This window comes from Methylobacterium sp. W2, from assembly GCF_020662345.1.
Classification (GTDB): Bacteria; Pseudomonadota; Alphaproteobacteria; order Rhizobiales; family Beijerinckiaceae; genus Methylobacterium.
In genome coordinates this window covers 66,210-83,053 of record NZ_VMOA01000022.1, presented here as the reverse complement: position 1 = coordinate 83,053, position 16,844 = coordinate 66,210, and the positions used below count along the sequence as shown (strand labels likewise).

Annotated in this window: 21 protein-coding genes; 9 read left to right on the top strand and 12 right to left on the bottom strand. The window is 66.9% G+C overall.

Features of this window, described 5'->3' with window-relative positions:
• Positions 1-159 precede the first annotated feature (159 nt).
• Both FPV16_RS14030 and FPV16_RS14025 read left to right on the top strand, forming a co-directional pair.
• The gene (locus FPV16_RS14030) at positions 160-603 is read left to right on the top strand and encodes a hypothetical protein (RefSeq protein WP_227439022.1); all 444 of its coding nucleotides are present in this window, start codon (positions 160-162) and stop codon (positions 601-603) included.
• 2 nt (positions 604-605) lie between these two features.
• Entirely contained in the window at positions 606-1,061 is a 456-nt protein-coding gene (locus FPV16_RS14025) for a hypothetical protein (protein ID WP_227439021.1), read from the top strand.
• 41 nt (positions 1,062-1,102) lie between these two features.
• Here the strand turns inward: FPV16_RS14025 and yidD are convergent, their stop codons facing one another.
• Positions 1,103-1,456, bottom strand: a complete 354-nt coding sequence (gene yidD / locus FPV16_RS14020; protein ID WP_227439020.1) for a membrane protein insertion efficiency factor YidD — start codon at positions 1,454-1,456, stop codon at positions 1,103-1,105.
• A gap of 4 nt (positions 1,457-1,460) precedes the next feature.
• The gene (locus tag FPV16_RS14015) at positions 1,461-1,904 is read right to left on the bottom strand and encodes an iron-sulfur cluster assembly scaffold protein (RefSeq protein WP_227439019.1); all 444 of its coding nucleotides are present in this window, start codon (positions 1,902-1,904) and stop codon (positions 1,461-1,463) included.
• Between the two features lie 221 nt (positions 1,905-2,125).
• Here FPV16_RS14015 and folE point away from each other — a divergent pair, with 221 nt between their 5' ends.
• Genes folE through FPV16_RS14000 form a run of 3 tightly spaced genes read left to right on the top strand, consistent with a single transcriptional unit; the run spans position 2,126 to position 4,471 of the window.
• On the top strand, positions 2,126-2,953 hold the full coding sequence (gene folE, locus FPV16_RS14010) for a GTP cyclohydrolase I FolE (RefSeq protein WP_227439018.1): 828 nt from the start codon (positions 2,126-2,128) through the stop codon (positions 2,951-2,953).
• Between the two features lie 16 nt (positions 2,954-2,969).
• Positions 2,970-3,410: a phosphoribosyl-AMP cyclohydrolase gene (gene hisI / locus FPV16_RS14005; RefSeq protein ID WP_227439017.1), complete on the top strand. Its 441-nt coding sequence runs from the start codon at positions 2,970-2,972 to the stop codon at positions 3,408-3,410.
• Positions 3,411-3,457: 47 nt separating this feature from the next.
• Entirely contained in the window at positions 3,458-4,471 is a 1,014-nt protein-coding gene (locus tag FPV16_RS14000; RefSeq protein WP_264483852.1) for a patatin-like phospholipase family protein, read from the top strand.
• Between the two features lie 62 nt (positions 4,472-4,533).
• On the opposite strand, the gene FPV16_RS13995 is transcribed toward FPV16_RS14000, so the two are convergent.
• Positions 4,534-4,965, bottom strand: a complete 432-nt coding sequence (locus tag FPV16_RS13995) for a CBS domain-containing protein (RefSeq protein ID WP_227439015.1) — start codon at positions 4,963-4,965, stop codon at positions 4,534-4,536.
• A 129-nt stretch (positions 4,966-5,094) separates the two neighbouring features.
• Positions 5,095-5,919 (bottom strand): rhomboid family intramembrane serine protease, encoded by an 825-nt coding sequence (locus FPV16_RS13990; protein WP_227439014.1) that lies wholly within the window; start codon positions 5,917-5,919, stop codon positions 5,095-5,097.
• Between the two features lie 298 nt (positions 5,920-6,217).
• Here FPV16_RS13990 and FPV16_RS13985 point away from each other — a divergent pair, with 298 nt between their 5' ends.
• The 4 genes from FPV16_RS13985 (at position 6,218) to FPV16_RS13970 (ending at position 9,544) form a co-directional block, all read left to right on the top strand.
• A complete protein-coding gene (locus FPV16_RS13985; RefSeq protein ID WP_227439013.1) occupies positions 6,218-6,835 on the top strand; it encodes a PAS domain-containing protein in 618 nt (205 codons plus the stop codon).
• A gap of 114 nt (positions 6,836-6,949) precedes the next feature.
• Positions 6,950-7,576 (top strand): PilZ domain-containing protein, encoded by a 627-nt coding sequence (locus tag FPV16_RS13980; RefSeq protein WP_227439012.1) that lies wholly within the window; start codon positions 6,950-6,952, stop codon positions 7,574-7,576.
• Positions 7,577-8,110: 534 nt separating this feature from the next.
• On the top strand, positions 8,111-8,707 hold the full coding sequence (locus FPV16_RS13975; protein WP_227439025.1) for a transglutaminase-like cysteine peptidase: 597 nt from the start codon (positions 8,111-8,113) through the stop codon (positions 8,705-8,707).
• Positions 8,708-8,860: 153 nt separating this feature from the next.
• Positions 8,861-9,544 (top strand): transglutaminase-like cysteine peptidase, encoded by a 684-nt coding sequence (locus tag FPV16_RS13970; RefSeq protein WP_227439011.1) that lies wholly within the window; start codon positions 8,861-8,863, stop codon positions 9,542-9,544.
• 113 nt (positions 9,545-9,657) lie between these two features.
• Here FPV16_RS13970 and FPV16_RS13965 read toward each other — a convergent pair whose 3' ends face one another.
• From FPV16_RS13965 to FPV16_RS13930, 8 genes are all read right to left on the bottom strand, one after another.
• On the bottom strand, positions 9,658-9,984 hold the full coding sequence (locus FPV16_RS13965; RefSeq protein ID WP_227439010.1) for a DUF6949 family protein: 327 nt from the start codon (positions 9,982-9,984) through the stop codon (positions 9,658-9,660).
• A gap of 183 nt (positions 9,985-10,167) precedes the next feature.
• On the bottom strand, positions 10,168-10,380 hold the full coding sequence (locus FPV16_RS13960) for a DUF3126 family protein (RefSeq protein ID WP_227439009.1): 213 nt from the start codon (positions 10,378-10,380) through the stop codon (positions 10,168-10,170).
• A 121-nt stretch (positions 10,381-10,501) separates the two neighbouring features.
• The gene (gene cysE, locus FPV16_RS13955; protein ID WP_227439008.1) at positions 10,502-11,362 is read right to left on the bottom strand and encodes a serine O-acetyltransferase; all 861 of its coding nucleotides are present in this window, start codon (positions 11,360-11,362) and stop codon (positions 10,502-10,504) included.
• A 218-nt stretch (positions 11,363-11,580) separates the two neighbouring features.
• Positions 11,581-12,537 (bottom strand): helix-turn-helix transcriptional regulator, encoded by a 957-nt coding sequence (locus FPV16_RS13950; RefSeq protein ID WP_227439007.1) that lies wholly within the window; start codon positions 12,535-12,537, stop codon positions 11,581-11,583.
• Between the two features lie 434 nt (positions 12,538-12,971).
• Positions 12,972-13,883, bottom strand: coding sequence for a lytic transglycosylase domain-containing protein (locus tag FPV16_RS13945; protein ID WP_227439006.1), 912 nt, complete (start codon positions 13,881-13,883; stop codon positions 12,972-12,974).
• Positions 13,884-14,109: 226 nt separating this feature from the next.
• Positions 14,110-14,937 (bottom strand): Cof-type HAD-IIB family hydrolase, encoded by an 828-nt coding sequence (locus FPV16_RS13940; protein ID WP_227439005.1) that lies wholly within the window; start codon positions 14,935-14,937, stop codon positions 14,110-14,112.
• Between the two features lie 18 nt (positions 14,938-14,955).
• The gene (locus FPV16_RS13935) at positions 14,956-15,468 is read right to left on the bottom strand and encodes a gluconokinase (RefSeq protein WP_227439004.1); all 513 of its coding nucleotides are present in this window, start codon (positions 15,466-15,468) and stop codon (positions 14,956-14,958) included.
• A gap of 32 nt (positions 15,469-15,500) precedes the next feature.
• Positions 15,501-16,754 carry an alpha/beta hydrolase gene (locus FPV16_RS13930; protein WP_413629301.1) on the bottom strand — a complete coding sequence of 418 codons (1,254 nt, stop codon included), beginning with the start codon at positions 16,752-16,754 and terminating at the stop codon, positions 15,501-15,503.
• Positions 16,755-16,844: the final 90 nt, after the last annotated feature.

Below are 16,844 nucleotides of genomic sequence, written 5' to 3'. Positions count from 1 at the left end.
GAGGGGGGCGGTACACGGCCGGGAGGGCGGCAAGGTGGGGTTGCCCGGATCGTCGCATTGGCTAGCGGCCCCGTAAATCGATCCCGTGCCGGGGGGCCTTCGTGCTATGTTGAATGACGGTAGCCAGAACCGTAGTTGAGTGATCGAAGGATGGCCCTCGTGCTCGATGACGACGATCTTTTATTGCCCCTCAACGACGACCTGTCGAAGGAGGATATCCAGCATCGTGTCGACGATTGGCTCGGCCGGCTGAACGTGCTCTTCCGGAAAACGGAACAGTGGGCCGTCGAACAGGGCTGGGCTGTGTCCCGGGCCGACGCGGTTCCGATGAACGAAGAACTCATGCGCAAACAGGGGGTTGCCCCGGCGGAGCAGCCTGTCCTCAGGATCGACGGCCCTGAAGGCGGCTATGCCCTGTTCAAGCCGAAGGGTCTGTGGGTCATCGGGGCGAATGGACGTGTCGACCTCTACACCTCCAAGGGGGCCTTCATTCTAGTGGACAAGGCGGACCAGTTTCGCACGCCGAGTTGGCAGCTCTTCAGAGCGAGCGGGCAGCCGGACGGCATTCCCTATGCACCAGAGCTTCTCACTGGCTTGGCCTGACGATGCACCATCTGCCTTTGATCAAGGCAACCTACGACTGGTTCTTCGCGCAGTGGCAACGCGAAGCCATGAAGTCGGCGTCGTCGGGAGACATTGCGGCTCTGGCGAGGCTGGACGAGAAACGCGATACGTTGGAGCGGGGCGTCTTCGTGCTGATGTTCGGGCAGTTCGAGGTCGCGGTGAACGAGGTCTTCACCGCCGCGAGGACATCCCGCGCGGGAAACGCGGATTGGACGCAGCGGAGAGGATGGGACGCCGATTCGCTCAGAGGTCGGAAGGTTCCGTTCGAGACCCGGCTTTCCCTCGTGCTCGACAGGCATTCGCCGTCGTTCAATAAGATCCTCGCGACCTACGCAGTCAGGAATCATTGTGCGCATGGGGGCACCGCTTCCCCGGTCGGATCCATCAATTCGCTGGAATCGGACCTCTACGCTTGGCAGCGGGAGCTTCGGCGTTAGGGCACCTGTCAGATAGACACGGGCCTCCCTAAAGCTCTCGCTCATCGAGAGCCGGTCATCCCGGTATCGTGTGGTGCAGGCTTATCCGCCGTCTCGCACGCAAACGGCGATGGCGGCGCGTTCACCCCGCGCCAGCGCCCATAGGTCCAGGGGGCGTACCAAGCCGAGCGCGACGGCAGGACGTCCGGTACGAGATCGATGCCATGCGTGCCAAAGGGGCCGCAACGGCAGATGCGCGAGAACCCGATCCAGCCGCCAGGCCACATTCCGTGCCGGCGGATCGCCTCGTCGGTGTAATCCGAGCAGGACGGCCAGTGTCGGCATTGCCGGCCGATCAGGCTCGACAGGGTGAGCTGGTAGCCCCGGATCGCCCAATGGGCCGCGCGGCGGACCATGGCTTTATTCGGCCGCCTGGGCCTTGGCGGCGACCTGATCGAGGGCATTCACGACGGCATCGAAGGTGAGAAGCGTCGAGGCATGGCGCGCCTTGAAATCCCGGACCGGCTCCAGCACGGCGAGATCGGCCCATTCGCCCTGCGGCGCCGGACCGTTCTCCTTGAGCATGCGGCGCATGGTTTCGCGCAAGCTCCGGAGGTCGTCCGCCTTCGCCCCGACCACGTGGCGGGCCATGAGCGAGGAGGAGGCCTGGCCCAGGGCACACGCCTTCACCTCATGGGCGAAATCGGTCACCGTGCCGTCCGCCACGGCGAGATCGACGGTGACGGTGGAGCCACAGAGCTTCGAATGAGCGGTGGCGCTGGCATCCGGGGCGTCGAGCCGGCCGAGACGGGGGATGTCGGCCGCGAGTTCGAGGATGCGGCGGTTGTAGATGTCGTCGAGCATGGGGCGCGTCCTGCCGGATGAAGCCGGCTTCCGATCACGATGGTCTGATCCGCATTCCCCGCATTGCGCGGCGGCGCGATAACGACGATATAGGCGCCAGCGCGCCGTTTCGCGAGGAGGCGGCTCGTCGACCAGGGTCGCGCCCACGGCCTAGGAGACCTTACCGTTCGGGCGCCGGCCTGCGGCAACGCGGCTGAAAACGCGGCCGAGATGGTACGACGATGTACGCAAAACCGGATAGCTCGACGATGAACGCCCGTGTCGCTCGGGCGGGAGATGCCATGGATGCCGCGCTCAAATCCCTATCCTACCGGCTGACCGAGACGGATCATCAGGGAATGGACCCGACTGCCAAGGCTGCGCCCGCACCCCTGAACGGGATGCGCAACGACAATTCCCGCCCCGTGGAGGCTCCCGTCGAGGTCGCTCCTCTGCCGTCTTCCGCCAAGCGCGTGCCCGACTCCGTTGCCACCGGCCGCCCGAGCCGTGAGGAGGCCGAGGCTGCCGTGCGCACCCTGCTGCGCTGGGCCGGAGACGACCCGACCCGCGAGGGCCTGCTCGATACCCCCGCCCGGGTGGTGAAGGCCTACGGCCAGCTTTTCGGCGGCTACGAGCAGGATGCCGACGCGCTGCTCGAGCGGGTGTTCGAGGAGGTGGAGGGCTATTCCGACATCGTGCTCGTGCGCGACATCCCGTTCTATTCCCATTGCGAGCACCACATGGTGCCATTCATGGGCCTGGCCCATATCGCCTACTACCCCACCAAGGGCGTGGTCGGCCTCTCCAAGCTCGCCCGCGTGGTCGATACCTTCGCCCGCCGCCTGCAGACGCAGGAGACCATGACGGCCCAGATCGCCGACGTGATCGAGAGCATCCTGAAGCCGCGCGGCATCGCCGTGATGGTGGAGGCCGAGCATCTCTGCATGGCCATGCGCGGCGTGCAGAAGGCCGGCGTCTCGACCCTGACCACGCAGTTCCGGGGCGCGTTCAAGGACGATGCCAACGAGCAGGTTCGGTTCCTCACCCTCGTCCGCAACAGCAAGAACTGACGCGGGCTTCCCGACAATGACGGTGAGCCCAGCCTCCGCCCTGGCCGGTGGATTTCCTCCGCCCGGCCCGCGCAAGGATGTCGAGGAAGGGACGCAGCTCACCCCGCGCTTCGATGCGAACGGTCTCGTCGCCTGCATCGCCGTCGACGCCCATGACGGGCGGGTCCTGATGCTCGCCCACATGAACGCCGAATCCCTGCGGCGTACCCTGACGACCGGCGAGGCCTGGTACTGGTCGCGCTCACGGGGGGAGCTCTGGCACAAGGGCGCCACCAGCGGGCAGGTCCAGCGCGTGGTCGAAATGCGGGTGGATTGCGACCAGGACGCACTTCTGATCTCGGTGGAAGTCGGCGGCGATGGCGGATGTTGCCATACCGGACGACGTTCCTGCTTCTACCGGGCCGTCTCCCTCGATCCGGTATCCGGAGAGGCCTTGCTCGGGCCCGCCGGGTCGTGACCTGGGATGGGCTGTCCTTTCGCGGGGTCGCCCTCTACCGCCAGGGCATGCTGTCAAACCTGTCGCAGAAGCCGGTTTTTCCGCGGGGTAATGTGGAGCCCGTGGCCGAACAACCGCCGCCGCGACCGCGGATCGGTCTCGCCCTCGGCGGCGGTTCCGCGCGGGGCTGGGCGCATATCGGCGTCATCGAGGTGCTCGAAGAGGCCGGCATCCATCCCGACATGGTGGCCGGCTGTTCCATCGGCGCCGTCGTCGGCGGCTGTTACGCCGCCGGTAAGCTCGACCTGCTCAAGGATTTCGCTCTGTCGCTGACGAAGCGGCGGGTCATGGGCCTCCTCGACCTGCGGCTGGGGTCCGGCCTCATCGCCGGCGAACGGTTGAAGCGCCGCCTCGAAGGCGATCTTGGCACGCGGCGGGTGGAGAACCTGCCGATCCGCTTTGCCAGCGTGGCGACGGATCTGGGCTCCGGCGATGAGGTTTGGCTCACCCGCGGCTCCCTGGTGGAGGCGATCCGGGCTTCCTACGCCCTCCCCGGCTTGTTTCCTCCGGTCCGCCTCGACGGGCGCCTAATGATGGACGGGACGCTGGTGAATCCCGTTCCGGTCAAGCTCGCGCGTGGGCTCGGGGCCGAACTGGTGATCTGCGTGAACCTCAACGGCGATCCGCGCACGGAGCCCGGCCTGGTGATCGGGCCGGAAAGCGACGGGATCGCTTCGCCGGCCATGCCCCTCGCCACGTCGCGCCGGGGATGGGACCTCCTGCGCCGCATGCGCGGCACCGGTCGGCGCGCTGCGGGTCCACGGCCCGCCTCGCCTCGGGAGCCCGGCTCCCCCGGCATGGGGCGGGTGATGTTCGATGCGTTCAACATCACCCAGGACCGTATCTCACGGGCGAGATTAGAGCGCGACCCGCCGGACCTGATGGTGTCTCCGCGTCTTGCGGAGATGGGCCTGTTCGAATTCCACCGCGCCGACGAGGCGATCCTCCTCGGTCGGGAAGCGGCCAAGGCTGCCCTGCCACGCATCAGGGAACTCGTCGCCCTGGCGGCGGAGCGGGTCTGACCCTGCCGGGGCCCCTCCGCTTCGCGTGAGAGGAGACCCCCAATGGCGCATTTGGAGCATCGTCAGGCCATCGTGATGTAGTCGCGCATGGCCTGATGCTCCGCCTCCACGGCGGCGATCCGGCGCTTGACCACGTCTCCGATGGAGACGAGGCCGGCGAGGCGCCCGTCTTCGACCACCGGAACGTGGCGGAAGCGCCCGTTGGTCATCAGCTGCATCACGTCCTCGACGGTGCTGGAGCGGCTGCAGGTGGTCACCGCCGCGGTCATATGCTCGGAGATCGGGGCATCGAAGGCTCCCGCGCCCTGGCGCGCCAGGGCGCGGATGATGTCGCGCTCCGATAGGATGCCGAGGACGGCACCCGCGTCGTTGCTCACGACGATGGCGCCGATCCGCTTCTCCGCAAGGAGGTGAATGGCTTCGTCGAGGGTCCGGTGCGGCTCCACCGTGACGACGGAGCCGCCCTTCTCGGCCAGAATGCGTGCGACGGTCATGGACGTGGTCTCCCGTATGATGCTTGGCGCGGGCCGGCTCGATTCCGGCGCATCACGGAATTGTGTGACGCAAGGTCTGACGTGACAACCCACGAGACCCCGCTTCCGATGCCAAAACATGCGGAAAAATTACGCTTTCGTACTCCATGAGCGGTCGAGGATCGGGAAAAGGAAAAATCCTGCCAGAAATCCTCCCAGGTGTGCGTCCCACGCCACCGTCGAGGATTCGGCTCCCAGCGGGAGCGAAATGATCCCGAACACGAAGTTGGTGATGAGCCAGATGCCCAGGAACATCACTGCGGTGCGGTTCCTTAGCAATTCGGGGATGGTCTGAAGCGGCGGATGCGCCATGCGCTGCCAGGGCTGGCCGGCAAGGAAGGATGGCGGCGGCTGGAACACGAAGCGCGCGGCGGCGGCCATCAGGGCCGAGACCCCGGCCGAGGCGCCGATCAGCGGGGCGGTGCTCAGCGGGTCGATCGCTACGTGAAGGATGCCCCCGGCCACCGCGCCGATGAGTCCGAGCAGACCATAGCGCCAGGGACCGCATCGCCGCGCCACGGGCGAGCCGAAGGCGGCAAGCCAGACCACGTTGAAGATGACGTGCGTCCACGAGCCGTGCAGTAAGGCATAGGTCGCGAAGGTCCAGAGGCTCGCCGAAGGGTTCGCTACGACATACTGAGCGAAGGCCCTGCGGGCCAGGCCCGTTTCCGGATCACCCGCGGCCGCCGAGGCGGCCGACAGGATCTCCGCGGCCCGGTCCGGGTCGACCGAGGCGAGCCATCGGCCGGGGATCAGTGCCAGTTTGAGGATGAGCGTGATGTCCCATTCGTCCGGCAGGACGAAGTCGCGCAATGCGTGAAGGCCGAGCAGAAGGACGATCGATGCCGTGACTACGCTCGGCATGTTGAAGACGGGGACGCGGCTTTGGCGCGGCAGATCGGGCATGGCATCCATGGCGCCACCATGTCGGCGCGGATGCCGCCGCCGCAAGCCCCCGGTCCATGCAAATTCAGGCGAGCGGCACGCGATTTGGGAGAAGCGCCGACGCGACCCGAACGCTTCGACCCATCTGGACATCGCCGCAATGGCTGCCTGGCGCGTTAACCCTAATCAAAGCTTAAGCGAGCGTGCCGCCTTGGACGGGCATAAGGTGTGCGCAGGCTTGTTAACCGAACCGTCCGCTGTGTCCAGCGCTGCACGGATCGGGCCGATTTCGAACAGGTCCCCCGGGACCGTGCCACGACGGGACACCATGAAGCATCCGACCAGCCGTATGCTCTATCATTACTGGGACCGGCTTCGTGGAACACGAGCTGCGCCGGAGCGGAGCGAGATCGAGCCCGGCGAGATCCGCAACCTCCTGTCCGAGAGCCTCATCCTGGAGCTCGACATGGCGCGTTCCGACGCGACGGTCCGGCTTGCGGGGACCCGCGTCTGTGCGTTGTTCGGGCGTGAATTGCGCGGCAGCGCCTTCGCCGCCATCTGGGGCGCGGGGCAGGCCGATCCCTGGCGCCTCGTGGAGACGGTGGCGGTCGATACGGTGGGGATCGTCGCCGGTCTGCGAGGAAAGACGCAGCGGGACGAACAGATCGACCTCGAACTCCTACTTCTCCCACTGCGCCACCGCGGGCAGACCCAGGTCCGCCTGCTCGGAGCGCTCAGCCCGAAGGTCGTTCCGCAATGGCTGGGGCTTCGCCCCGTGGAACGGCTCGAATCCGTGTCCCTGCGCGTTCTCGATCCGACCTATGACGTCATCGATCTCGCCAGGAACGACGCCGCGGCCAATCTCAGGAACCTGCCGGAGCCCGCCAATGACAGCCTGCCGGTGCGTCGCGGACATCTCATGGTGCATCCCGGCGGACGGGCCTGATCGGCGTTTTACTGGACCAAACACCGAACTTATCTGTCCCCGGCAAAGATTTTCGTAACCAGCCGACCTGTAAGACTGTGCTGACGACGATCTAACCCGAGTGCGGATTCCGCGATGATCGAGGCTCTCGCGCAGACTGAAGCGAAGCCGGTGCGCTTGCTACGGCCATCGGATCTGCGTCGCCATCAGCGGGTCAATGTCGCCCTCCTCGGCCGTTACATGCTGGCCGACCGCCGTGAATTCCCTTGCCAGACCGTGGACATGTCACCGGGCGGCGTCCGCCTGACCTGCGCGGTTCTGGGAGCACCCGATGAGCGCGTCGTGCTGTATCTCGAGAGTATCGGGCGCATCGAGGGGACCATCGCCCGGTTCCCCAGCGGCGGTATGGCGGTTCGCCTGAACGCGACTCAGCGCAAGCGCGACAAGATCGCGTCCCAACTCACCTGGATCTCCAACCGCGAGGCTCTCGGCCTGCCCGAGGGGCGCAACCATGAACGTCTCACACCGCAGGAAACGGGGGTGACGGTAAAGCTCGAGGGCGGGCGCGAGGTCGCCGCCCGCATCATCGACGTCTCCCTGTCCGGGGTCGCCCTCTCGACCCAGGCGCAGCCGCCGATCGGAACGAGCGTCATGGTGGGGCGGACGCCGGGACGCGTGGTGCGCTATTTCGAGGGCGGCATCGGGGTGGGTTTCATGCTGCCGATCTCGCCGGACCTGTTCCATGAGGGCTTGACGCTCTGAAATCGGCGGCCCGCCCCGAACGGGGTGGGAGATTGCCATCGCCGCTTCGCGGCCGGCCGGCGCAGGGCGGCCATCCAGGGCTCGGCGACACACCCTCCTTCGAAGGCGCCGTTCCCGGGCGCGGAGGATCGCTGCGACGGAATCCCCACGTCTGCCGGCTCGCAACTCCGATTCGAAAGTCGATGCGCTTTCGGTCGAGGCGTCGATCAGCGCGAGCGATCGTTTCTCCGGGACTGTCCGCCAGCACGGCTGGATGGCGTGATCTCCGCTTCGGACCAAGTCTCACGATTCGTCATCGCTCGTCCCGTCGCCCATCCCGCGCCCTCATGGTTACGGTTTCCTGATCCTGGTCGGGCCAATGCGAGCCTTCGGTTCAGGCGCCGGTTGGCTCTGTCCGCCAGCGGCCCCGCTTCGAGGCCGGATCGATAAAATTGCGCCTATCCGTTTCAGCGCAGCACAGGAAGCGTGGCGGCATCGTGGTCCTCGTTGGACGAGGTGGTCGCGATGTTACGGACGAAATCACTCTTGGTCGGGATGCTCGCGGCCCTCGCGATGTTCGGCACCGTGGCCTCGCAGGCCCAGACGCTGGCGGCCCTGCCCTCGCCGTCCCAATCCGCCGACGTCCTCGGCGCCGCCCGTCCGATCGTCGGCTGGGTCTCGTTCTGCCAGCGTTACCCGACCGAATGCGCCGTCGACGCGAACGAGCCGCCGCGTATCGCCCTCACTCCCGCGACCTGGAGCCTGATCGTCTCGGTGAACCGCCGGGTGAATACGGGCCTGCGCGCCGTCACTGACATGGATCATTGGGGCGAAGCCGACCGCTGGGACCTCGCGGAGGACGGGATGGGCGATTGCGAGGATTTCCAACTCCTGAAGCGCAAGCGTCTCGCCGATGCCGGCCTGTCCCGCCGTGCGATGCGGATGACCGTGGTCATCGACGAGAAGGGCGAGGGTCATGCCGTGCTGACGCTCCTCACCGACCGTGGCGAACTTATCCTCGACAACAAGACCAGTGAGATCCTGCCCTGGTACCGGACCGGCTACGTCTTCATCAAACGCGAGAGCCAGGACTCCGTGGCCTGGGTGTCACTGGGCGGCGTCACATCTCCGGTGACCACTGCGAACCGTTGAACCGGATTCCCTTGGGTTGCCCGAAAACATCACTTTTCTGCCATGGAACTCCCGACTGCGTGGGAAGTTAATTCGGGTTTAACTTTTGGATTGAGCCCCGGCCCAGGGCGTGCCAGTTTCTTGCCTTCGGCAACGAATGGCAGGGCGACCGGAATGCGGCACGCGATTCTGCGAGGCGTCGACGGCGGAAGCTTCTCGGGAAGCGGGCTGTGGCGACGGGTCGGCCGGATGGCCAAGGTCTCCCTGGTGGGCTCCATCCTGCTCCTCGGCGGGGCCGCAACGCAAGCGCGCCCGGTCACAGCCCTCCCCGATGCGCCAGCCGTGAACGAGAATGGCGGCGCCCGGCCGGTGGCGGCCTGGAACGGGTTCTGCGCCAAATACCCCGCCGAATGCATCGTCGATACGTCGCAGCCGGCCCTGATCACCCTCAACCCGGCGATCTGGCGCACGCTCACCAGCGTCAACCGCCGCGTCAACGGGCGCATCCATCCGATTACCGACATGGCCCATTGGGGCGTCGTCGACCGGTGGGACTTTCCCGATGACGGGTTCGGCGATTGCGAGGATTTCCAGCTTCTGAAGCGCCGGATGCTAGTGGAGCGGGGCCTCCCCCGTCGCGCCCTGCGGATGACCGTGGTCATCGACGATATCGGTGAAGGCCATGCGGTTCTGATGGTCCGCACCGACAAGGGCGATCTCATCCTCGACAACAAGACCGCCGCGATCCTGTCAGCGCCGCGCACCGGCTACACCTACGTCAAGCGCGAGGGGCAAGACGGCATGGCCTGGGTCTCCCTCAACGGCGTCGCCTCGCCGGTGGCCACCGCCAACCGCTGAGAGGGAGGGGCATCGGCTCGCTCACATCGCCTTTTCCCGGCGGGTGGAGCGAAGCGGAGCCCAGTTCAGAGTTTGGCGCCCTCCGACCGAGCCGCCGGTGCGGCTCGCTCCGCTCAGCCGGTGATCATGTGGGCGAGATTGAGAGCGACGCGGCCCGAGAGCAGGCTCCAGCCGCAGGCAATGATCGTGGCGATCATGACGAAGGGGATTGGCCGGCGCTCGATCCTACGCCCGCGGACGGTGTTGCGCAGGATGATGAAGGGGGCACCGAAGGCCAGGATCGGCAAGGCGGCCACGGCCCCGACACCACCGCGTTCCAGCAGGCTGAAGCTCGCGCGGCGGTCTGAGACCAGTTCGAACGCGCTGGCGAGGAGGCCGGACAAGGCGAGGCCGACGCACAGCGTCCGAATCGATTCGATGGCAGAGGGGCTGATATCCATGGCGCGCTCGACCCTTGACGACGGATTGAGCACACTCTGCCAGAGCGTTTACGAGTTGTTAAGGATCTCCCGGCGTCAGGGTTAACCAACGCACAGGGAGGACTACGTGCATTGGGGCGTCATGCGGACCGCTGCTCCGCGGAGACTGCGATCGGAATGTGAAGCCTCGTTGCCCCGTGAGATTCAGTCTTCGAGATCGATGTCGAGGATCGCCATGGCGAAGTTGAATGAGCGATCGCCGTCCTCGTCGTCCACGGAGACCACGCCGAGGAATTCCTCACCGATATAGACTTCGGCCGAATCGTCCTTCTTGGGGCGGGCGACGAGGCGGATATTCGTGTTGGCGAACGTCCGGCGCATAAAATCCTGGACCTTCGTGATGTCGGTCTTGTTCACGCTTTCGCCTCTTGCTTCGTCGGTGGTCGGTGGAGGCGGGACCGTCTCAATCGGCCCGGTGCCTCGGGATGGGCACCGCTTGCCATGCCGCTTCGCGCCGGGCAAGCGCGGGCGAACGGGTTCAGATGCCTTCGGCCATGTGGATGAACTGGTCGAGATTGACGAACTGGTCCATGGCGCGTGCCGGTTCGGCGCAGCCGGCGGTGCCGACCACGCGGGCGGGCACACCCACCACCGTGGTGTGGGCGGGCACCGGGCGCAGGACCACGGAGCCGGCGGCGACGCGGGCATATTCGCCCACTTCGATGTTGCCCAGGATCTTCGCGCCGGCACCGATCATGACGCCACGGCGGATCTTCGGGTGCCGATCGCTGCCCTGCTTGCCGGTGCCGCCGAGGGTGACGGCATGCAGGATCGAGACGTCGTCCTCGATCACGGCGGTGGAGCCGACGACGACGCCGGTGGCGTGATCGAGGAAGATGCCGCGCCCGATGCGGGCGGCCGGATGGATGTCGGTCTGGAAGACCTCGGACGACCGGCTCTGGAGGTAGAGCGCGAGGTCGCGGCGGCCACTGGTCCAGTACCAATGCGCCAGCCGGTGCGCCTGGATGGCGTGGAAGCCCTTGAAGTACAGGACGGGCTCGATGGCCCGGGCCGCCGCGGGGTCGCGATCCAGCACCGCCCCGATATCGGCGCGGAAGCTGTCGCCGATGCGCGGGTCGGCGGCGATGGCCTCATGGAAGCCATGCGCCACGAGTTCCGCCGGCAGCGATGGATGGCCGAGACGCGCGGCGACGCGGTGGGACACCGCCGCTTCGAGAGTCGATTGGTTGAGGATGGTCGCCACGATGAACGAGGCGAGTTGCGGCTCCTCGCGAACGACGGCTTCGGCCTCGGCGCGAAGGCGCGACCAGACCGGATCGACGGTCCCGGCGATGGATTCGTGTCCAATCGCGGGATTCGAGAGTGGGCTGGCGGACATGGACTCCTCCGCAATGCGGAATCTTTGGCGGGCGGCGTGACCCGAACGGCTTGGTCGCCTCGTCCGGGCTCGGACGGGTCTTGCCGGGACCCGATACGGGAGAACACTCTCCCCAAGGTCAAGGGCGGACGGAGCACTCCGTTCCCTCAAGCTCTCTCCATAGCGTGGGGAAAGGCATCCCCGGTATCAAGGGGCAGCTGTCCCGTGCCGATGGCCCATCAGGCACTGCGCCGGTAATCCGCCGATCCGAAACGCGCATCGATCACGGCGGCGAGCCGGTCGATCATCTCTTCCAAGGGAACGTCGGACGTGTCCACCACCGCCGGGGCGCGGGCATAGAGCGGCTCGCGGCTGAGCAGTACGGCGCGCAGCTCTTGCATGGCCGAGGCGTGATCGCCGGTGGTGGCGAGTTTTCCCTGGTCGCGCACGCGCTGCATGTGCTCCTCGGGCTTGGCGCGGAGCCAGACCGTGAAGAAGGCTTGGAGAAGGAGGTCGTAGGTCAGGGGCTCGGCGACGATGCCCCCGCTCGTGGCGAGGATCATCGGACCGGGATGTTCGGTCAGCCGGCGCAGGGCGGCCTGTTCGAGGCGGCGATATCCCTCCTGGCCGTAGATCGCGAAGATCTCCTTCACCGACAGCGCGTTCTCGCGCTCGATCTCGGCGTTGAGCTCGATGAAGGTCCAGCCCAGGCGCTCGGCCACCCGGCGGCCGAGGGTCGATTTCCCCGCCCCACGCAGGCCCACCAGGGCCACCCGCGGCATCGGCGTTTCGCCGTTGGCCGTGGCATGGCCGGACAGGATGCCCTTCGCCAGGGTGATCTGTTCCGCCGATGCCGTAGCAAGCAGATCACGGATCACGTGCCAGTCCGGCGGGGTATCCTGCACGGTGATCATATCGTCGAGCCGCACGCCCATCGCATCCGCCACGCGGCGCAGCAGGATGATCGACACGTTGCCCTGCCCGCTCTCGAGCTGGGCGATGTAGCGCTCTGACAGCCCCGAGGTCTGGGAGAGGAGTTTTCGCGACAGGCCGCGCACCGTCCGCGCATGCCTGACACGCCGACCGAGTTCGGCCAGGAAAATCGATTCTTGTTCAGCCGCGCCGGCCATGCCGTCGTCCGTCTTCCGTGTTCGCGTCCGAGACCTGACCGTCCCGGAGGCTGATGACCTCACCATATCCCGCCACGCGACCCTTGCTCGGCACGAAGATCGTGCCGGCGAGATCGATTGCGGCGGGCTCCCGAGCGCCGCTCGCGGTCCCTCAATCCATGGCCGTTCGACCAAGATCAGGCACGCGACTACGCTTCACTATCGTCGGCGTTGGGCTTGATGTCCAAGACTTGCACTTCGCGCTCCACGTTGGAAGCCCGATCTTGCCAGTCCGTGATCTCTAAATGCCGCACTGCACCATGTGATATCGGCGTGGCTCATACGCAAGCGAAACATGCGTCGTCTCTGCCGCAATCAGCATGGCCGAGGGAGGTTTTGCGTGGCGTGGTTTCGAAAAACGATGCTCGATTGTCTCGGGCTGAGACACACAGTCGGTTCGGGTGGCAAGGACCGACCGGCCCGGTGAGGCGACGCGTCGGGTGCAGAGAGCTCTTGCAGACCTACTGGCTCGGCGGAAGCGCCGAGGCTTCCATGATGGTGCCGGGGGTCGGCGCCTTTTTTGCCACGATCGGTCGGCCGACCGAGGCGAGGACGATGGCCGAGGGACGACGCGGCGGCAGCGGGACTTCCACGGTCTCCGTCATGGCCACCTCGGTGGCGACCGCCGTTGCAGCCGCCTGGGGCACGGCAGGATTGACCGAGAGGGAAGCGAGCGCCGTGGCCGGGGAGGCTGTGACCGGCGCATGGGCGGGACCGATCTCCGCCACGGCCGGTGCGAGGCCGGACAAGGCGACCGGGCGGCGCGGCGGCAGCGGGACTTCCACGAGCTCCGTCGGCATGGACGGAGCGGTCAGGCTCGGAGCGTAGGCCAGGGCCGTGCCGGCGGCGATGACGTTCGCATCGGGCTGCGCCTTGCGCTGCCCGCCGAAGCCACGGGTGAACACGTCGCTGAAGGCGGCACCCGATTGCGGCGAGGCGGGAGCGGTATCCTCGATGCCGGCGACCAGGGTGCCCTGGCGCTTGCCCGCATGGTAATAGCCACGGTTGTAGTAGCTATAGGCTTGGTGAACATTGCCTTTCGCGGTGCGATAGGCACCGGCGAGGTAGGCGATCCCATAGCGCAGGTTGATCTTCGGGTCGTAAAGCCCGGCCGCGTCGCCACGATAACCCAGGCCGCGGGCCGTGGCGTGCTTGATCTGCATCAGACCGAGGGCGCTGCCGCCCCGCGCATTGGGATTGTAGTTGCTTTCGCGCTTGACGACCTGGTGCACGAAGCTCGCCGGGACGCCGTTTGCCTTTGCCTGCTCCTCGATCAGCGCATCGATGTTGTCGCGGGCCGGAGTGCCCTGGCCGAGAACGGGGCCAGGCAGGACGGCCGCAACCACGGCGAGGAGCAGGAGGCGCTGATTCATTCGGAGACCCGGTGGCGTCGTTCTTGATCTGACGGCCAGGGTCGAGGCCAATTGAGGCCGGAAGGCGGCTCTGTTGCCATGATTGCCGGGAAGCGGAGCCGTTTCTCTCTGTGCTGTGGCGCACATGGCACAGGCGCGGTTTCTTCCCCGCCGGTTCGACCGGTGATTCTGCGAGCGCCGCCAAGGGGCTGGGCCGTGGCGGGAGGCTTCGGGCGACCAGGGCGCGTTAGCGCGTCAAGAGAAAATCATCCACCGCTTTTGCGAACCCGTCCTCGTCGTTTCCCGTCGTCACCGCCGAAGCGGCCCGCTTCACGGCCTCCGTCGCATTGCCCATGGCGACCGAGAACCCGCTGCGCGCGAACATCGGCATGTCGTTGGCGGCGTCGCCCAGGGTCGCGATCCGCGCGTGGGGAATCCCGAGGCGGCGGGCGATGGCGTCGACGAAGGTGCCCTTGCCCTGTCCGTGCGGCGTCACGTCGAGGTAGTAGGCCTGCGAGCGATGGACGTCGGCTCCGTTCCCCAGGGCCTCGGCGACCCGGCCCTCGCATTCGGCCAGATGATCGGTATCGGCGCTGACGCCGACGATCTTGGACGCTGCGCCGAGGAGCGGTCCGAGATCCCCCACGCAAGTGGGCTCAGCCTGCAGGGTCCGGCGCTCGAGATCGGTATAGGGCCCGTGAGGGTCGCGCAGGTTCCATTGGCCGCGCGCGAACACCCAGATCGCGAGGCCGAGCCCGCCGAAGAGCCGTACCGCCTCGCGGGCCGTATCCTCCGGAATGAAGTGCTCGGCGATGATGGTGCCATCGGGGTCGAGCAGAGTGCTGCCGTTGAAGGCGCCGATCGGGTGGCGCAGGCCGAGTTCGGCGATCAGCGACGTGAGCCCCATCGGCGGTCGGGCGGAGGCGATGGTGAAGCCGATGCCGGCCGCATCGAGCCGCCGCACCGCGTCCCTGCTGCGCGGTGTCAGGCTCTTGTCGGAGGTGACGAGGGTGCCGTCCACGTCCGAGATCACGAAGGCGATCCGTCGATCGCCGGAGGGGTGGCCCGACTTCATGCAGTGTCCCGCGCCGTCTCAATCGTCGGAGGGCAAACCCAATTCGGTCAGGATCGTTGCCACGATCGCCTCCGCGTTGCCGGCGATCGGCACCTCGAGCGCCCCCTCCTCCGGGCCCGGCGGTTCGAGGAGGGCGAATTGGCTGTCGAGGAGGGCCGCCGGCATGAAGTGGCCGGCCCGGCGGGCAATGCGGGCCGCGATCAGGTCCCTGTCGCCGTCGAGATAGACGATGCGGATGCCTGCCCGCCCCTGGACGAGCGCATCGCGGTAGGCCCGCTTCAGGGCCGAGCAGGCGAGGATGCCCGGTCGTCCGGTTTCGATGCATGCGCCGATCCAGGCCGCCATGGCCGCGAGCCAGGGCGCGCGGTCGGAATCGTCGAGGCCGTGGCCATCCCGCATCTTGGCCACATGGTCCGGGCTGTGGAAGGAATCGCCGTCGACGAAGTCCCATCCGAGACGCTCGGCCAGAAGGCCGGCGACCGTGCTCTTGCCCGAGCCCGAGACACCCATGACGACGATGATGTCGGGCATGTCCGCTCCCGCCTTCGGCTCCGGTCCCGGCCTCACGGCTTGTTCGCCTGGCTGTTGGTGATGCGGGGGCCGGTCACGCGGTCCCGTAGGCGCTGCGGACCGAGCGCCATGGCGAAGAAGTCGTATTCGCCGCGATGGTCGTTGGCGAAGAGAAACTGGAAATGCATACGGAACGGCCGCCATCGTACCTTGAGGTAGGTCTCCGGATCGATGATCTCACGGAACTTGGCCGAGCGCACCAGCGGGTTGCGCGGGGATCGGCCGCCGAGGTCGAGGGGCAGGCGCTCCACCGGATCGAAATCGGGGAAGTTCATCCAGTCCTGCGGGGCATAATAATCGACCCAGACGATCCGGTCCGAGACGACGAGGCTCGCGATGTCCGAGTGCACCCGGCGCGCCTTGCTCTGCAGGGCGACGATGGGCAGGCCCGAGCCGAGGGTCAGCAGGGAGAGCGCCGTCGTTCCCGTGCCGATCACAGGATCGGCGGCGAGCACACGGGCGGCGACTTCCACCGCCGTGAGCGCGCCCGTGGAATGGCCGAGGATGAGCACCTCGTCGATCTCGGTTCCCTCCGCGCGGAATGCCGCCAGCCGCTCCACCACCAGGGCGGCGAAGGCATCGACACGGGTCTCGTAGTCGCGCCGCCAGCCCTGGCCGTGCTGCCAGTTGAAGACCCAGTCGTTGAGCAATTGCCAGAAGAAGGCGCGGTCGAGCAGTACGTCGAGGGACTTGATCCAGACGATGCCGGCCGCCACTCCCAGCGGCACCGTCACCCAGGCCGGCCAGTTCAGGCTGTGTCCGAACCCATCGCCCAGATGCGCGTGGATCTGATGCGCGATCAGGGCGCTCACGAGGGTGAGCAGGAGGATCAGGCCAAGGGGATAGAGGATGACGTTGCCGTATTTCCAGTTCAGCCGGTAGAACTTCACCATCATGCCGGAGACGATGGCCTGCAGGCTGCCGATGAGCAGCAGGACAACGCTGACGATGCGCCAGCGGGCGAAATCCTTGAGGACGAGATCGTCCCACAGCAGCACGTCGTAGCTCGTCTCCGCCCCGCCGACCTCCGGTTCGGCGGCCACCGTCCAGCGTTGGGAGAGCCCGTCCGCCCCCATGACCGCCCGTCCGGGCCGGCGCTTGGGCTCACCGAACCGCTTGGCGTGAAGGATCAGTTCGCGCACGAACAGCATGCGGTAGCGGGTACGCCCCTCCGGGTCGTAGCCCGGCACATAGAAGACGTGACGCCGCCGGACGGCGCTCGGGACGTCGGCATCGTGGGGCAGCACGTTGGATGTGCCGGAAGTGCGGTCGGGGATCGTGTCAGACAAAAGCGTCCTGCTTTGGCTCGGGTGTCCTCGCAGGTGCCCCCTGCTCGC

Bases quoted from the DNA above. Each gene is read 5' to 3' on its own strand.
- cysE (WP_227439008.1), bottom strand. From the start codon at position 11,362: ATGTCCGCCAGCCCACTCTCGAATCCCGCGATTGGACACGAATCCATC.
- FPV16_RS14000 (WP_264483852.1), top strand. From the start codon at position 3,458: ATGCTGTCAAACCTGTCGCAGAAGCCGGTTTTTCCGCGGGGTAATGTG.
- FPV16_RS13945 (WP_227439006.1), bottom strand. From the start codon at position 13,883: ATGAATCAGCGCCTCCTGCTCCTCGCCGTGGTTGCGGCCGTCCTGCCT.
- FPV16_RS13985 (WP_227439013.1), top strand. From the start codon at position 6,218: ATGAAGCATCCGACCAGCCGTATGCTCTATCATTACTGGGACCGGCTT.
- FPV16_RS13965 (WP_227439010.1), bottom strand. From the start codon at position 9,984: ATGGATATCAGCCCCTCTGCCATCGAATCGATTCGGACGCTGTGCGTC.
- FPV16_RS14025 (WP_227439021.1), top strand. From the start codon at position 606: ATGCACCATCTGCCTTTGATCAAGGCAACCTACGACTGGTTCTTCGCG.
- FPV16_RS13940 (WP_227439005.1), bottom strand. From the start codon at position 14,937: ATGAAGTCGGGCCACCCCTCCGGCGATCGACGGATCGCCTTCGTGATC.
- folE (WP_227439018.1), top strand. From the start codon at position 2,126: ATGTACGCAAAACCGGATAGCTCGACGATGAACGCCCGTGTCGCTCGG.
- FPV16_RS13935 (WP_227439004.1), bottom strand. From the start codon at position 15,468: ATGCCCGACATCATCGTCGTCATGGGTGTCTCGGGCTCGGGCAAGAGC.
- FPV16_RS13990 (WP_227439014.1), bottom strand. From the start codon at position 5,919: ATGGATGCCATGCCCGATCTGCCGCGCCAAAGCCGCGTCCCCGTCTTC.
- FPV16_RS13975 (WP_227439025.1), top strand. From the start codon at position 8,111: ATGCTCGCGGCCCTCGCGATGTTCGGCACCGTGGCCTCGCAGGCCCAG.
- FPV16_RS13950 (WP_227439007.1), bottom strand. From the start codon at position 12,537: ATGGTGAGGTCATCAGCCTCCGGGACGGTCAGGTCTCGGACGCGAACA.
- FPV16_RS13995 (WP_227439015.1), bottom strand. From the start codon at position 4,965: ATGACCGTCGCACGCATTCTGGCCGAGAAGGGCGGCTCCGTCGTCACG.
- hisI (WP_227439017.1), top strand. From the start codon at position 2,970: ATGACGGTGAGCCCAGCCTCCGCCCTGGCCGGTGGATTTCCTCCGCCC.
- FPV16_RS14015 (WP_227439019.1), bottom strand. From the start codon at position 1,904: ATGCTCGACGACATCTACAACCGCCGCATCCTCGAACTCGCGGCCGAC.
- FPV16_RS13980 (WP_227439012.1), top strand. From the start codon at position 6,950: ATGATCGAGGCTCTCGCGCAGACTGAAGCGAAGCCGGTGCGCTTGCTA.
- FPV16_RS13970 (WP_227439011.1), top strand. From the start codon at position 8,861: ATGCGGCACGCGATTCTGCGAGGCGTCGACGGCGGAAGCTTCTCGGGA.
- yidD (WP_227439020.1), bottom strand. From the start codon at position 1,456: ATGGTCCGCCGCGCGGCCCATTGGGCGATCCGGGGCTACCAGCTCACC.